The organism is Billgrantia antri (genome assembly GCF_019430905.1).
Classification (GTDB): domain Bacteria; phylum Pseudomonadota; class Gammaproteobacteria; order Pseudomonadales; family Halomonadaceae; genus Halomonas; species Halomonas antri.
Map to the genome: position 1 here is coordinate 697,447 of NZ_JAHYCA010000001.1, position 14,165 is coordinate 711,611.

General features: G+C 63.1%; 15 protein-coding genes, 2 pseudogenes and 1 other annotated feature. Of the genes and pseudogenes, 8 read left to right on the forward strand and 9 right to left on the reverse strand.

Features of this window, described 5'->3' with window-relative positions:
• Positions 1 to 28: 28 nt before the first annotated feature.
• On the reverse strand, positions 29 to 1,225 hold the full coding sequence (gene fabV / locus KPL81_RS03160; protein ID WP_219790656.1) for an enoyl-ACP reductase FabV: 1,197 nt from the start codon (positions 1,223 to 1,225) through the stop codon (positions 29 to 31).
• Between the two features lie 163 nt (positions 1,226 to 1,388).
• Between fabV and KPL81_RS03165 the strand changes: the two genes are divergently transcribed.
• Positions 1,389 to 1,781 carry a DUF7079 family protein gene (locus KPL81_RS03165; protein ID WP_219790657.1) on the forward strand — a complete coding sequence of 131 codons (393 nt, stop codon included), beginning with the start codon at positions 1,389 to 1,391 and terminating at the stop codon, positions 1,779 to 1,781.
• Between the two features lie 40 nt (positions 1,782 to 1,821).
• Here the strand turns inward: KPL81_RS03165 and KPL81_RS03170 are convergent, their stop codons facing one another.
• The gene (locus tag KPL81_RS03170) at positions 1,822 to 2,316 is read right to left on the reverse strand and encodes a glutathione peroxidase (RefSeq protein ID WP_209473976.1); all 495 of its coding nucleotides are present in this window, start codon (positions 2,314 to 2,316) and stop codon (positions 1,822 to 1,824) included.
• Positions 2,317 to 2,535: 219 nt separating this feature from the next.
• Here KPL81_RS03170 and KPL81_RS03175 point away from each other — a divergent pair, with 219 nt between their 5' ends.
• Positions 2,536 to 4,188: an isovaleryl-CoA dehydrogenase gene (locus KPL81_RS03175; protein ID WP_219790658.1), complete on the forward strand. Its 1,653-nt coding sequence runs from the start codon at positions 2,536 to 2,538 to the stop codon at positions 4,186 to 4,188.
• On the opposite strand, the gene KPL81_RS03180 is transcribed toward KPL81_RS03175, so the two are convergent.
• From KPL81_RS03180 to KPL81_RS03195, 4 genes are all read right to left on the reverse strand, one after another.
• Entirely contained in the window at positions 4,128 to 5,366 is a 1,239-nt protein-coding gene (locus tag KPL81_RS03180) for an EAL domain-containing response regulator (RefSeq protein WP_219790659.1), read from the reverse strand. The genes KPL81_RS03175 and KPL81_RS03180 overlap by 61 nt on opposite strands.
• Before the next feature lie 80 nt (positions 5,367 to 5,446).
• Positions 5,447 to 6,064, reverse strand: a complete 618-nt coding sequence (locus KPL81_RS03185) for a LysE family translocator (RefSeq protein ID WP_219790660.1) — start codon at positions 6,062 to 6,064, stop codon at positions 5,447 to 5,449.
• 37 nt (positions 6,065 to 6,101) lie between these two features.
• Entirely contained in the window at positions 6,102 to 6,515 is a 414-nt protein-coding gene (gene rnk, locus KPL81_RS03190) for a nucleoside diphosphate kinase regulator (RefSeq protein ID WP_219790661.1), read from the reverse strand.
• Positions 6,516 to 6,673: 158 nt separating this feature from the next.
• Complete coding sequence (locus tag KPL81_RS03195; protein ID WP_209473986.1) at positions 6,674 to 6,832, reverse strand: hypothetical protein; 159 nt, start codon at positions 6,830 to 6,832, stop codon at positions 6,674 to 6,676.
• 150 nt (positions 6,833 to 6,982) lie between these two features.
• Between KPL81_RS03195 and KPL81_RS03200 the strand changes: the two genes are divergently transcribed.
• Positions 6,983 to 7,372 (forward strand): YkvA family protein, encoded by a 390-nt coding sequence (locus tag KPL81_RS03200; RefSeq protein ID WP_219790662.1) that lies wholly within the window; start codon positions 6,983 to 6,985, stop codon positions 7,370 to 7,372.
• A gap of 704 nt (positions 7,373 to 8,076) precedes the next feature.
• Here KPL81_RS03200 and KPL81_RS20550 read toward each other — a convergent pair.
• The 3 genes and pseudogenes from KPL81_RS20550 to KPL81_RS03225 form a co-directional block, all read right to left on the reverse strand.
• Positions 8,077 to 8,832: pseudogene (locus tag KPL81_RS20550) on the reverse strand (IS3 family transposase); the annotation flags it as partial.
• Positions 8,442 to 8,558 (reverse strand) — a sequence feature (AL1L pseudoknot). (Overlaps the previous pseudogene by 117 nt.)
• A gap of 49 nt (positions 8,833 to 8,881) precedes the next feature.
• A pseudogene (locus KPL81_RS03220) lies at positions 8,882 to 9,228 on the reverse strand (type I glyceraldehyde-3-phosphate dehydrogenase); the annotation flags it as partial.
• Between the two features lie 26 nt (positions 9,229 to 9,254).
• Positions 9,255 to 9,680, reverse strand: a complete 426-nt coding sequence (locus KPL81_RS03225) for an arsenate reductase ArsC (RefSeq protein ID WP_219790666.1) — start codon at positions 9,678 to 9,680, stop codon at positions 9,255 to 9,257.
• Positions 9,681 to 9,812: 132 nt separating this feature from the next.
• Between KPL81_RS03225 and KPL81_RS03230 the strand changes: the two genes are divergently transcribed.
• The 5 genes from KPL81_RS03230 (at position 9,813) to KPL81_RS03250 (ending at position 14,135) form a co-directional block, all read left to right on the forward strand.
• Positions 9,813 to 10,163 carry an ArsR/SmtB family transcription factor gene (locus KPL81_RS03230; protein ID WP_219790667.1) on the forward strand — a complete coding sequence of 117 codons (351 nt, stop codon included), beginning with the start codon at positions 9,813 to 9,815 and terminating at the stop codon, positions 10,161 to 10,163.
• A gap of 6 nt (positions 10,164 to 10,169) precedes the next feature.
• The gene (gene arsC, locus KPL81_RS03235; protein ID WP_219790668.1) at positions 10,170 to 10,583 is read left to right on the forward strand and encodes an arsenate reductase (glutaredoxin); all 414 of its coding nucleotides are present in this window, start codon (positions 10,170 to 10,172) and stop codon (positions 10,581 to 10,583) included.
• Positions 10,584 to 10,594: 11 nt separating this feature from the next.
• Positions 10,595 to 11,308 (forward strand): arsenical resistance protein ArsH, encoded by a 714-nt coding sequence (arsH, locus tag KPL81_RS03240; RefSeq protein ID WP_219790813.1) that lies wholly within the window; start codon positions 10,595 to 10,597, stop codon positions 11,306 to 11,308.
• Positions 11,309 to 11,321: 13 nt separating this feature from the next.
• Positions 11,322 to 12,389 carry an ACR3 family arsenite efflux transporter gene (arsB, locus tag KPL81_RS03245; protein WP_219790669.1) on the forward strand — a complete coding sequence of 356 codons (1,068 nt, stop codon included), beginning with the start codon at positions 11,322 to 11,324 and terminating at the stop codon, positions 12,387 to 12,389.
• A gap of 666 nt (positions 12,390 to 13,055) precedes the next feature.
• On the forward strand, positions 13,056 to 14,135 hold the full coding sequence (locus KPL81_RS03250; RefSeq protein WP_219790670.1) for a PDC sensor domain-containing protein: 1,080 nt from the start codon (positions 13,056 to 13,058) through the stop codon (positions 14,133 to 14,135).
• The last annotated feature ends 30 nt before the right edge of the window (positions 14,136 to 14,165 follow it).

The window sequence follows — 14,165 nt, forward strand, 5'->3', positions numbered from 1 at the left end:
CCGCCATGGATCGTGCCCTATGGCGGGCCTATAACGTCACGACATCGAAGCTGACATCCGGGTTCACATCGGCCTCGTAGTCGACATCGTCGCGTTCGAACCCGAACAGCTTCAGAAACTCGTGCTTGTACCCAGCATAGTCGGTGATCTGGAAGAGGTTCTCGCTGGTCACCTGGGGCCACAGCTCCTGGCACGCCTGCTGAACGTCGTCGCGCAGCTCCCAGTCGTCCAGGCGCACCCGCCCCGCTTCGTCGGTCGTCATTTCCCCGCCATATAGCCGTTCGCCAAACAGCCGGTTGAGCTGCTCGATGGTGCCCTCGTGCAAGCCCTTCTCCTTCATGATCCGATAGGACATAGCGATGTAGAGTGGCATGACGGGAATGGCGGCGCTGGCCTGGGTCACCACCGATTTGAGCACCACCACGTTGGCGCCGCCGCCGGAGCTGTTGAGCCGCTCGTCGATCTCGCCGGCCGCCCGGTCGAGATCCTCCTTGGCCTTGCCCAGCGCGCCGTGCCAATAGATCGGCCAGGTAATCTCGGTGCCGATATAGCTGAACGCCACGCTACGGGCCCCCGGAGCAAGAACGCCGGCCTTGTCCAGGGCGTCGATCCATAGCTCCCAGTCCTCGCCGCCCATCACCGCAATGGTATCCTCGACTTCCTGCTCGGTGGCGGGCTCGACCTCGGCCTCGATGATGGTGTCCTTGTTGGTGTCGATGGCGGTGGCACGATAGGTCTCGCCGATCGGCTTGAGCACTGAGCGCTTGACCTCGCCCGAGTCGGGCAGCCTGCGCACCGGCGAAGCCAGCGAGTAGATCACCAGGTCGACCTGACCCAAGTCCTGCTTGATCATCTCGATGGCCTTGTCGCGAGCCTCGTGGGAAAAGGCATCGCCATTGATCGACTTGCTGTAGAGCCCTTCGGCCTTGGCGAACTTGTCGAAGGCGGCGGCGTTGTACCAGCCGGCGGTGCCGGGCTTCTTCTCGCTGCCGGGCTTCTCGAAGAACACGCCCAGGGTGTCGGCACCGTAGCCGAACGCCGCGGTGATACGTGCCGCCAGGCCGTAGCCGCTGGAGGCGCCGACCACCAGCACCTTCTTCGGCCCGTTGGCCTTGTCGAACTGACGGGCGCGGGTTGCTTCGATCTGCTCGAGGACGTTCTTCTCGCAGCCGACCGGGTGGGTAGTGGTACAGATGAAACCGCGGACCTTGGGTTTGATGATCACGACAGACCTCGTTATTGGTGTTGCAGCGCCGCCCAGGGCGCCGAATCGGTACGAATGAGCAGTGGCGACATTCTAGCGACCATGCTGGCATCTGTCCGCACTTGAGCGACAATGCCACCTGGGGCACGATGCTACCCGGCAACGCCATGGCAGGAGGTGAGGTATGAACGCGCAGGCGCTGGTGGACGAACGCGGCGAGCTGTGGCTGGCATTGGCCCCGCTGTGGCTGGAACGCGAACCCAGCGAGAGCGACTTCGCGCATATGGTGGGGGTCATTCAGCGTCAGGACCTGACGCTGCGCGAGCTGGAATGGATCTTCCGCCTGGAGCTTGCCCCGGTACTGGTGCGTAACCAGGTGTCGATCGCCGGCCAGTGGCGCAACTTCGACGACTATCGGTTGATGCAGCAACTGGTCGCCCACAACCTGCGCCTCAAGGGGTGGCGGCGCAAGACCTGGGCGCTGTTCTCGGGGCTGACCACGATGATGACGCGGCACCGTTGGAACGAGCTGATGGCGCGCGTGATGATGGCGCGGGGGGAGTCGCCTCACACCTGACTCAGTTGCGTCGGTACGATCGCCACGAACCGTCACCCGACTAGAGCTGGAACTTCTCGTCGAGTGCCTCTTCCAGGGCTCGCTCCAGCTCCTGACCGCTCGCGCGCGGCGAGAAGCGTTGAATCACCCGGCCGTCCCGGGCCACCAGAAACTTGGTGAAGTTCCATTTGATCAGCCGGGTGCGCATCACACCCGGTGCCTCGCGCTTGAGCTCGACGAACAGCGGATGCGCGCCGGTGCCGTTGACCCTGACCTTCTCCATGACCGGGAACGTCACGCCATACTGGCTAGAACTGAAGGCACAGAAATCCAGCGCCGTCTCCGGCGACTGGCGGGCAAACTGATTGCAGGGAAAAGCCAGCACGGTGAGGCCGCGGTCGCGATGGCGACGATAGAGACGCTCCAACTCGCCGAGCTGCGAAGTGTAGCCGCAGCGGCTGGCGACGTTCACGATCAGCAGCACTTGTCCCCGCAAGGCCCGCAGATTGAAGGGCTCACCGCGGAAGGTGCGGCATTCGTGCTCGTGGATGGCCATGTGTTCGCCTGCCTCGCTGTCCTCTCACCATGCCACGTCTTACACGTAGCACCACTCAGCGCACCGAGGCAACCTGCCTCGGGCCTGCCCAAGCCAGGCTATCTTGCACGCTGCCCTCAAGCCTACCGAGAAGCGGCGGCGGCGTCACGTTCGCTGCGCGTTGACCGCTTCCGAACGACTGTTCATGCTGAAACGACAGCGATACGGAGGACAGCTGCCATGCGCGACAATGCCCCCCGCTGCCATCTGGCGACCCACGAGGTGCTCAACCAGCCCGACACGCCTAGCGACTGCGATCTCATCGCCAGCGACCTGCCGCTGCGCGAAGCGCTGGAACGTGAGGCGCCGTCCTGGGTTGCCGAACGCCTGGCAGCGCTGGGTCGCGATCTCGGCAGTGCCCACGTGCAGGCATTGGGCGAAACGGCCAACCGCCACCCGCCGGAGCTGCGCCTGTTCGACCGCCACGGCCGGCGGCTGGACGAGGTACGCTACCACCCCGCGTATCATGAGCTGATGCACTTGGCCATCGATAACGGCTGGCACGCCGTGGCCTGGCACGAAGAGGGAAACGGCGGGCACCAGGCGCATGTCGCCGCGCTCTACCTGCTGACCCAGGCCGAGCCGGGCTTCTGCTGCCCCGTCACCATGACCCATGCCGCCATGCCGGTATTGCGCCGCAGCCCCGAGATCGAGGCCGAATGGGCCGCTGGCCTGCTGGCCAACGCCTACGACCCCCGCGCCCTGCCCGCTCAGGAGAAGCGCGGCCTTACCTTCGGCATGGCAATGACCGAAAAGCAGGGCGGCAGCGACGTGCGCCGCAACACTACCCGCGCCGAACGCGACGGCGAGGGCTGGCGGCTCACCGGCCACAAGTGGTTCTGCAGTGCGCCGATGTCCGACGCCTTTCTCACCCTGGCCCAGACCGACGCCGGCCTCTCCTGTTTCCTGGCGCCACGCTTCACACCGGACGGCGAACGCAACGCCATCGAGATCCAGCGGCTCAAGGAGAAGTGCGGCAATCGCGCCAACGCCTCGGCGGAGATCGAGTATCGCGGCGCCTGGGCCACCCTGGTCGGCGAGCCCGGCCGCGGCGTGGCCACCATCATCGACATGGTGCAGCAGACCCGCCTCGATGCCGCCACCGCCCCGGTGGGCATGATGCGCCAGGCCTTGTCCGAAGCGTGGCGACACGCGCGCCAGCGTCACGCCTTCGGCCGGGCACTCGCCGAGCAGCCGCTGATGCAGGCAGTGATCGCCGACCTGGCGCTGGAAGTGGAAGCCGGCCTGGCGCTGGCCCTGCGCACCGCTCGCGCCTTCGACGGCGACGCCCGCGGCGAGGCCCACGAAACCGCGCTTGCACGAGTGCTGCCGACGCTCGCCAAGTACTGGCACAACAAGCGCGGACCGGGGTTCATGGCCGAAGCCATGGAGTGCCTGGGGGGGATTGGCTACGTGGAAGAGACACCGCTGGCACGGCTCTATCGGGAGGCGCCGGTGAACTCAATCTGGGAGGGCTCGGGCAACGTCATCTGCCTCGATCTGCTGCGCGTGCTGACACGTCATCCGGAATCGATCGCCGCCCTGCGCCGGGAGTTCAGCGCCGTGCAAGGCATGCAGCAGGATCTCGACCTGGCACTGGCCGGGCTGGAACGCGACCTGTCGCAGCCTGCCGAAGCGCTAGAGCCACGTGCTCGCTGGCTGGCGCAGCGCCTGGCTCAGAGCCTGCAGGCGGCCTTGCTGCTGCGCCACGCGCCGAACGAGGTGGCCGAGACCTTCTGCCGCTCGCGTCTCGGCGTGGAGGCCAGTCCGGCCTATGGCGTACTGCCGGAAGGCTCACCGCTGGCGACGATCCTGGCGCGGATCGGGGACTGATCGCAGGCCAGTCGGGGGATCTCATCCGCCGGCACCGGCCGCGACAGGCCGAAGCCCTGCACATGGGTGCAGCCGAAGCGGGCCAGCGTGGGCAGGCAGTCGAGTTCCTCGACCCCCTCGGCCACCACGCGAATGCCCAGGCGTCGGCCGAGCAGGGCGATGGCCTCGACGATCGCCGCGTCCTGGCTATCCTGTTGCAAGTGACGGATGAAGCTGCGGTCAATCTTGAGCTCGCTGATCGGCAGCATCTGCAGCCGTGAGAGCGAGGAGAAGCCGACACCGAAGTCGTCGACCGCCACCTCCATGCCGCTCAGATGCAGTCGCGCAGCAATCTCCGACCCCAGCAGCTCGTCGTCCATGGCTGCCGTCTCGGTGATCTCGAGCACGACCAAGGGCGAATCGCCCGGGGCCAGCTGGCGGGTCAACGCCGGCAGCTGCGACGCCATCAAGTCGTCGGCGGTGACATTGACCGAGAGTGATAACAGCACGCCCTGCTCACGCCAGCGCTGGGCATCGGCCAGCGCCTGCTCGAGCACGTGGCAGGTCAGGCGCCGGCTCTGTGCCGCCGTGAGCATGGGCAGGAAACTGGCCGGGCCGATCAGCCCGATCTGGGGATGCGACCAGCGCACCAGGGCCTCGACGCCGCTCAGGCGACCGCTCGCCAGTTCGAACTGCGGCTGATAATGCACGGTGAGCTCACGGCGCTGGAGCGCCGATTCCAGCTCATCGGCGGAAAAGAAAGGACTGTCTTCGGGTACGATGGCCGGCTTGCGCCCGGGACGCAGCCGATCGAGACGCTGCCTGAGCTCGGCCAGCCGCATCGGTTTGTCCAACGAACCGAGCATCTGCAGCCCCAGGGTATGGCCGACCCTCTCGGCAATGCGCGAGATCTTGCGCTCGACGCCGCCCAATAGCAGCACCCAGCCAGCGAAGCGCTGCTCGGCCAGCAGCCGAAGCAGCTCGATGCCATCCGGGTCGCCGAACTCGAGCCCCATGATCACCAACTGCGGCGCACACTCGTCGAGCTCTGCCAGCAGCGCATCGGCGCGTCGGTAGCAGCGGCTCTCCAGGCCCAGCACATGCAGTTGCAGCGACAGCACCGCCACCACATCGGGATCCTCGTCGAGCACCAGGGCCAGGGCTCGCTCTTCTTCGTCGTATTCCGCCAATAGGTTCATCAAGGGATCCCGCTCACGAATTATCCTGAGACTACCATCATCCCTGACGACCAGCCGGCTCAGCTATCAACGCTTGACCTTCAGCCGAGGGGGCCGATGACCACACGCAGGGCAAGTGCCAGCAGCATCATGCCGGTAATGCGATGAATCCAATGCGCCCGGGCCTGCAGCCAGGGCAAAACGCGGGAGTGGGTCAACGACACCGCCACCAGCACGTACCAGCCGCCATCGATGACCATTGCCGTAGCGACGATGATCGCCTTGGCCGCCAGGCTCATTTCCGGCGTGACGAACTGGCTGAGCAGCGCGACGAAGAACAGGATCAGCTTGGGATTGCCCAGCGCCACCAGCATACCCTCGCGGGCCGCCTGGCGACGGGTAGTCGCCACGCCGGCCGCTTCGAGTGCCGCTGCCCTGCCGGCACGCAACGCCTTGATCCCGAGCCAGGCCAGGTAAGCCGCTCCAACCCAGGTGATCGCCTGGAACAGTGTGGGAAAGCGCACGATCAGCGCTCCCAGCCCGAGCACCGTGAGCAGGGCATAAAAGCCTACCCCGAGCGCATGCGACAGCGCCGCCACGATGCCGGGCGAGCGGCCGCCGCCCAGCGTATGACGCAGCACCAGGGCCAGGCTCGGCCCGGGTGACATCGCCCCCATGGCGCACACCGCCACCAATGACATCCAGAGTGAAAGCGGCATTCCTGCTCCTCTTCGGTTGAGCGCCAGGCGCGTCGGCTCAGCGGTGGTACTGGCCTTCCCGTTCGGGCTGCCACAGGATCGCATCGATGCGCAGGCGCGCCTCGCCGCCGCCCGGCAGCGGCCAGTCGATCTCGTCGCCGATGCGCAGGCCGATCAGGCCGGCACCGATCGGGGCCATCACCGAGATGCCGTCCTCGGTGGCCGCCAGTGCATGGGGATAGACCAGCGTACGTATCATCTGCCGGCTGCGTGTCAGATCGGTGAACTGTACCTGGCTGTTCATGCTGACCACGTCCGCCGGAATCTCCTCGGGGTCGATCACCTCGCCGCGCTCGAGCTCCTCTTCCAGGCAGTCGGCAACGAAGCGATCCTTGTCGTTGGCCTGATCGATCAGGCGCTGCAGCCGCTCCGCATCCAGGCGGTTGATGATGATGGGGGGACGGGATGACATACGACCTCCTTGGCACCGGCAGCGCCGCTCTTGGCAATGGGGCCGCCGGCCATGCAACGAAAACAGCCCTTCGCCCCGGGCGGGGAGAAGGACTGTGACTCTTACTATCATAAGCCCAAGCATGGGGAATGTCAGGCCCGCCAGACGCCTCCCGCTGCCTAACGTTGGGGCCGCCGCTTCGACGTCGCCAGCAGCACGCCGGCCAGCGCGATCAACGCCACACCGACGAAAGCACCCGGACTCCGCTGTTGCCAGCCAAACAGCGCCAGCCCCACCCCAAGAGCGCCGAGCGCCCAGGCAAACCGCTTCACACCCATACCGCCTCCTCATTGTTCTCGCTCGACAGCATGCCGTGTGCAGCGCGGGGACATCAAGACACTTGCCGATGGCACTGCCTGTACGCCAAGGCGAACGTGGCGCCCGCTCATGCTGTCAAAACGCTGGATGAGGCAAACACGGGATCTCGCATGAAGGCACACGACTTCCAGCGTGACGGCGGCGAGCCGAACGTTATCGAGGGCACCCTCGAGGCGAACGCGGGCCACTATTCCGAAGAGGGTTTCTGGGACAAGGTCGGCCACAGCGCCCGCCGAGCGGGCAAGCAGACCCTCGAGCCCGCCCTGAAGATGTACTACTCGGCCCAGGACCCCAGCACACCGCTGTGGGCCAAGACCGCCATCTATGGTGCGCTGGGCTACTTCATCTCGCCGATCGACGCCATCCCTGACCTCACACCGCTACTCGGCTATACCGACGACATGAGCATACTGGCCGGCGCATTGGCCATCGTCGCGGCCAAGATCAACGACAAGCACCGGCAGAAGGCCAAGGCCACGCTGGCAAGGTGGTTCGGGTAGGGTCTTTAGACTTAGAGATACCAAAAACGCAAACAGCCGCTCGTAAGCGACTGTTTTCTAAGTGGTACCGGCGGTCGGACTCGAACCGACAAGGGCTTGCACCCGGCGGATTTTGAATCCGTATTTTGACAACATTAGGCCGCGCTTGCTACGGGCTTTTGTCGAAAAAATCAATAACTTGAATTTTTACACTGGTTACACACAACACGTGATTTCGCTACGACCTGCGACCAAACTGCGACCACGTTGCACCAGCCATTGCAGCGGACGAGCGTCGGCTGCGCCCCTGGTATCCGGCAGCCTTGCGTGCTTTCACTCACTGGCCAGCCAGCTAAGTCAAAGTCAGTGATAAGACGAATTCTCACATTCGCTACGGAGGCAGCCTAAAGGTAAGTAAAGCTTGAAGAGCTCATATGTGCGGTCGCTTCGCCTCCTAAAACGTCTACCCCAAGCACGCCCGCAGGCTAGGCGTCATAGCGACAGATGAATCGCCTTCACCCCGCTACAACATACCGCCAGGCACTTGGATCTCCGGATTTCGTCAGGTCTCACTGCAGCACCGCCAACATGCGCAGCGCGCCGTCAGTCAGCGTGAATGCCCAGTAGTTGCCAGTCACCAATAGGTACTGACGCACCTCAAATGGCAATTCCCTTAGACGGCAACAAACGACTTTGCCATGCCCCGCCTGCCCACCCTACCTTCAGAAACCCTGCCAGGTCGCGACATAGGTGAAATCCGACCCCCACAGCGCATTTGGCTGAGCTGGCTGAAATTGCCGTCGCACCAAGTCTGCCGGCGAAGCCTTGTTGGGATCTGGCACCGTTGTACGGATCGGCTTGCCTCTCTTCACGCCACGCAGCCCCATCCGACGAATCAGGCGCTCGACGGTACAGCGAGCCGTGGGAATCGCTTCTCGATGCAATTGGCGCCAGACCTTGCGGATGCCATAGACACCGAAGTTCACCTCCCAAACGCGCTGGATCTCGGCGCTCAGCCAGCGATCACGCTGAAAGCGGAGTGGCGCGCGATCTGGCTTGGCATCACGGGCCTTGGCTCGTAGTAGGTCGACGGGGCGATCGGCAGGGCGCGGCAGATCGGCTCGGCCCCGTACGACTCCCGGTGATCATCGATGAACTCGATCATCACTTGCCGCGGCGGTCGAGCTCCGCCTGGGCAAAATACGCGGCGGCCTTACGGAGAATCTCGTTGGCCTGCTTCAACTCGCAGTTCTCGCGCTCCAGGGCCTTGATCCGCTCGCGTTCAGTAGTGATCGTGTTCCCGATGTCCCGCATCACGTTCGGCCTGACGGACCCAGCTACGCAGCGTCTCGGGTGTGCAGCCGATCTTGGGGACAATGGCACCGATAGCGGCCCACTGGGGGGTAGTCGGCCTCGTGGTCGAAGACCATGCGGACGGCCCGCTGACGGACCTCAGGTGCATATCGCTTGGAAGTGTTCATGGCTCCATCCACTCAAGGTTTGGAGCCTCCGGGAATCCCGGTACGGTTCATCGGTTCGGTAGTCGATGGAGACTAGCGGGCACTCCTCGTAGCCCAGGATACCGGCAAGTTCACCCTCGGCGGCAGCCTGGAGTGCCGCATTGACCTCCTCCACCATCACCTCGCGCTCAAGCTCGAAGACCATGTCGGTGAGCGAGGCATTGGCCAGGAGCACGCGCACGGCGTGGCCGTTCAGATTGCCCTTGAGCGCGTGAAAGATCGCCATGATAGCCTTGGCCGGTCACGGTCAGGAACAGGGCTCATGCCGAAGGCCCGCACCCGCCGCAGGTCCTTGTGCGGCGCGTCCAGGATGGTCTGCGTATTGGTGATGTCGTGCACGGTCATCATTAAGCCATGGCAGGATGGGGCGCAATGCGCCTGGCTCAGCGCTCGAAGTCGTCGCGCCCCTTGATCTCCAGCCACAGCATCAATCCATGACGTATCTCGACCAGCGCCTGCTCGTAGGCATCCCATCGCTCGATCAGGCGCGGATCGCGGATATCCCAGTAAAGATACTCATCGCTCCCCCCGGTCCAGTCGCGGCACGCCTGCTGGGCCTTGTCGCAGAGCACGATCACCGTATCGAAATGCTCACCGGCGAAGTCGTCCAGGGGCTTGCTGGCGAGCCCTTGAGTATCGATACCTTGCTTGCTCAAGGCAGCCAAGGTCAGCTCATGGGGGTGATCAGACTCAGAGCCAGCACTGAACGCCTCGAAGCGGTCGCCAGCCAGATGACGTAACAGGGCTTCGCCCATCAGGGATCTGGCCGAGTTGGCATTGCACAGGAACAGAACACGTCGCTGCTTCATCAAGTGGCTCCTCGTTGATCCGAATTAGCATGTATCCGAGTAGAGTGGCGTTGTACGCTGCCGGGACGTACGACGTCTCCCCTTCGGATAACGACCTTGACGCGTCTTCAATAATTCCATATTTTTAGAAATATGGAAACATCAAACGTAATCGAGAGCTTTTCCGCTCTGGCCCAGGCGACACGCCTAGATATCTTTCGCCTACTGGTACGGCAGGAACCGGATGGGCTCCCCGCCGGCGAGATCGCAAGGCAGCTATCGGTGCCACACGCCACGATGTCGGCGCACCTGTCTGTGCTGTCGCGGGCAGGGCTGGTGGTATCCCGTCGCCAGGGGCGCTCGATCATCTATCGGGCGAATCTGAGCCACATGCAGGAAGCCATCCGCTTCCTGGTGCGCGACTGCTGCGCGGGGCATCCGGAGGTGTGTGGCCCCTTGGCGGAGTCCCTGATCGGTTGCACTCCGAATCAAGATAGGGAATGAGACGCTATGCTCCCCCAGATCTATCACAACCCGAACTGCGGCACATCGCGCAATACCTTGGCGATGATGAAGGCCTCTGGTGAACCTCCCGAGATCATCGAATACCTCAAGACGCCCCCAAGCCGGGAACGTCTCGTGGAGCTGCTGGCGATGATGGGTATCCGTCCTCGGGATCTGCTGCGGCGCAAGGGAACCCCCTATGAGGCATTGGGGCTGGACGACCCGGCATTGACGGATGATCAGCTGATCGATGCCATGCTGGCGGAACCGATTCTGATCAACCGGCCGATCGTGGTGACACGGAAGGGCGCCAGGCTATGCCGACCCTCGGAGACGGTGCAGGATCTCCTTGACCATCCAGTAGCGCACTTCGTCAAGGAAGATGGTGAAGTCATCCATTACCCAGGAATCGCGCCATGAGCGACATCAAGATGCTGGCAGACCTCCCCAATATTGATCCTTCGCAGTTGCGTCCCATCGACCCGACACTGTTGGTAGGCCCCGAGGCCCCCCAGCATGCGCCACGCATTTTAGTGCTCTACGGTTCCCTGCGAGAACGCTCCTACTCGCGTTTCGTTGCCGAAGAAGCCGGACGGCTGCTGCGTTGGTTCGGATGCGAGGTGCGAACTTTCAACCCCAGTGGCCTGCCCTTGCCGGATGATGCCGGAGCTGACCACCCCAAGGTTCAGGAGCTACGCGAGTTGGCCGAGTGGTCGGAGGGCATGCTGTGGGTCAGTCCCGAACGCCATGGTGCCATGACGGCCATCATGAAGGCCCAGATCGACTGGATTCCCTTGTCGCTGGGCGGCATTCGCCCGACCCAGGGCAAGACCCTGGCCGTGATGCAGGTATCAGGCGGGAGCCAGAGCTTCAATGCTGTCAACCAGATGCGCATCCTCGGCCGTTGGATGCGCATGGTGACGGTACCCAACCAGTCTTCGGTGCCAAAAGCCTTCACCGAATTCGATGACGCTGGCCGCATGAAGCCCTCCCCCCTGTACCTCCGCATTGTGGATGTTTGCGAGGAGCTGACCAAGTTCACCCTGATGATCCGGGGACGAAGCGACTACTTGACAGACCGCTACTCTGAGCGAGTGGAAAGCGCAGAAGACGTTTCCCGGCGCGTGAATCAAGGTGCCATCTGACAGGAGTCACACTATGACCGCACATCAGGCATCCGAGGCACCCATCACGACGGAGGGCATGGGGCTCTTCGAGCGCTACCTCTCGGTGTGGGTGGCGTTGGCCATCGTCGTCGGGGTGCTGCTCGGCCAGTTTGCCCCGGCAGTGCCCGAGACGCTCTCGCGCTTCGAGTATGCCAAGGTGTCGATCCCGGTGGCGGTCCTGATATGGGCGATGATCTTTCCCATGATGGCGCAGATCGACTTCTCCGCCGTGCTCGGCGTGCGCCGCCAGCCCAAGGGGCTCGTCATCACCACCACGGTGAACTGGCTGATCAAGCCCTTCACCATGTTTGCCATCGCCTGGTTCTTTTTGACGGTGGTGTTCGCCCCGCTGATACCGGAACACCTGGCCAGCCAGTACCTGGCCGGCGCTATCCTGCTGGGGGCAGCGCCCTGCACCGCCATGGTCTTCGTCTGGAGCTACCTGACTCGCGGCGATGCCGCCTACACCCTGGTGCAGGTGGCCCTCAACGACCTGATCATGCTGTTCGCCTTCGCCCCCATCGTGGTCTTCCTGCTCGGCGTCTCCAACATCCAGGTGCCCTGGGACACCGTGGCGCTGTCGGTGGTGCTCTACATCGTCATCCCGCTGGCCGCTGGATACCTGGCCCGGCGCACCCTGATCGCCCGCCACGGCGCCGAGTGGTACGACAACGTCTTCATGAAGAAGGTGGGTCCGATCACCCCCGTCGGGCTGATCATCACCCTGGTGCTGCTGTTCGCCTTCCAGGGCGAGGTGATCCTCGAGGCGCCGCTGCATATCGTGCTGATCGCCATCCCGCTGATCCTCCAGACCTTCCTGATCTTCTTTATCGCCTACGGCTGGGCCAAGGCGTGGAAGGTGCGCCACAACGTGGCGGCTCCCGGGGCGATGATCGGGGCCAGCAACTTCTTCGAGCTGGCGGTGGCTGCCGCCATCGCCCTGTTCGGCCTGCAGTCCGGCGCGGCGCTGGCCACGGTGGTCGGCGTGCTGGTGGAGGTGCCCATCATGCTCATGCTGGTCAGAATTGCCAACAACACACGGGGCAGGTTCCCCGAATAATAAAATCGGCCCGTGTTTTTGAAACACGGGCCTCAATGCATGATGAGAAAGTCAACGCCTAGCCGAGAAGGAACGAGATCAGCGTAGTCTGGGTCGAGCCGCCACCCAGCGTAGTCCCTCTTGCCCTGGTCAGTTCCGAAGCTTCCCGAGTATGAACCAGGTAGCCCGGTTCTCCTAAGCCTTATCAGCGGCGGCCAAGTTAGCGGCTATGGCTTCAAGTGTGGTTATGTAGGGCCTATCAACCAGTTAATCCGTGGTAAGTTTTACTTGCAGCCCACCTTACAATCTCGCATAACAACCCGATAATCCGGATACCCAAAATCCACAATCTGCCGATAATCAGCCAAACCGAATCAAACACCTAGATAACCAATGAGCGTCTCATGTGTCCTCACTCCCGCCACCAGCACCTCGCATTCCGCCTGGCAGTAGTCCTTGCCGTCATCTCGGTGGCGCAATCATAGCCGGCAGTTGGTGGCTTTCGGCTCCGGTGCTGCGCCTGCCTCTGGCCGAGAGGGGCTAGCGACGGAGCTTATCGGCGGCATCGCTCTGGCTCTTACGGGTATTGCTGCGGTGTCTGGGTTCTTCGCCAGCATTTGGAAACGGGTGTCGCAGCTGGCAAGCTCGCTCGTTCTGCTCATCGTCCTTGGGAGCCTGAGCAGCACCATGACCGACTGGCCTGCGGCTTACGGAGCGGCACCCTTGTCACCGCCATCCGTGTTCACGTTCCTGTTCTTGGTAGTCGGCACCTTGGGCCTCCAGACAACCAGACGCCGCCGCGTCATGGTGACAGTCGTGGCAGCACTCGTCGCCCTGCTCACCAGCTTCTATAAGCTGGCCATCTACACCTATTGGCTGCAGGACCCGTCCGGTCGAGTACTACTTCTCTCGCTGCCACCTCAAACTGCTGCGCTTCAGGCGCTGCTGGCTCTGTCGCTGTTAAGCCACTCGATCAACACGTTGCGAAAGCTGACGGACAAGGCTCCAGCGCTGGTATTGGGCTCGTACGGCCTCATGGCCGTCATCTGCGTATTGGGCTGGGCCTACTTCACCAACCTGGAGAGCCGGACCATCCGCAAGGAGTCGGTGCAGCTGGCCGCTAACATCTCGCGCGTGCTCGAGGAGCATGTCTACCGCAGCCTGGACCCGATCGACCTCCTTTTCGTTGACATTGCCCGTCAAGTTGTCACCAACGGAATGACATCGGTCACGGAATCGAAGACCGAATGGCGCTCACTCAAGGCGATGGCCGACGCGCTCCCCCAAGTCAGCGCGCTGCTCATTTTCAGCGCCGAGGGCGAGCTTCGTTCATTCACCCAGCAGTTTCCGCCTCCCAGCGGCAACTACAGCTTCCGAGACTACTTTCAGGCGCACCAGGCTGGCAAACGCCGCCACCACCTGGGTGAGCTGGTCGAGGCCGCCACCTCGGGCAAGCCCATTTTCACTTACAGCCAGCGCCTCACGGACGACGACGGCAACTTTGCCGGTGTTATCCTCGCATCGCTAGAGATCGATTACTTTCGGTCGTTCTACCGCTCACTCGACCTCGGCCCCGGCGCAGCGGTCGGCCTGTGGCGTCGCGATGGCAATCTATTGATGCGAGAACCGTTGCTGCCCAACATCGCCTGCCAGCACCTTGATCAGCACCCGATCTACACCACCCTTATCCACGAAAGCCCCACCGGTATTTTTCTCGGCTATTCACCCTATGATGGTGAGCAAAAGCTCGCCTATTACTTCGCTTAGGACGAACTACCCTTCGTCATCAATACCGTC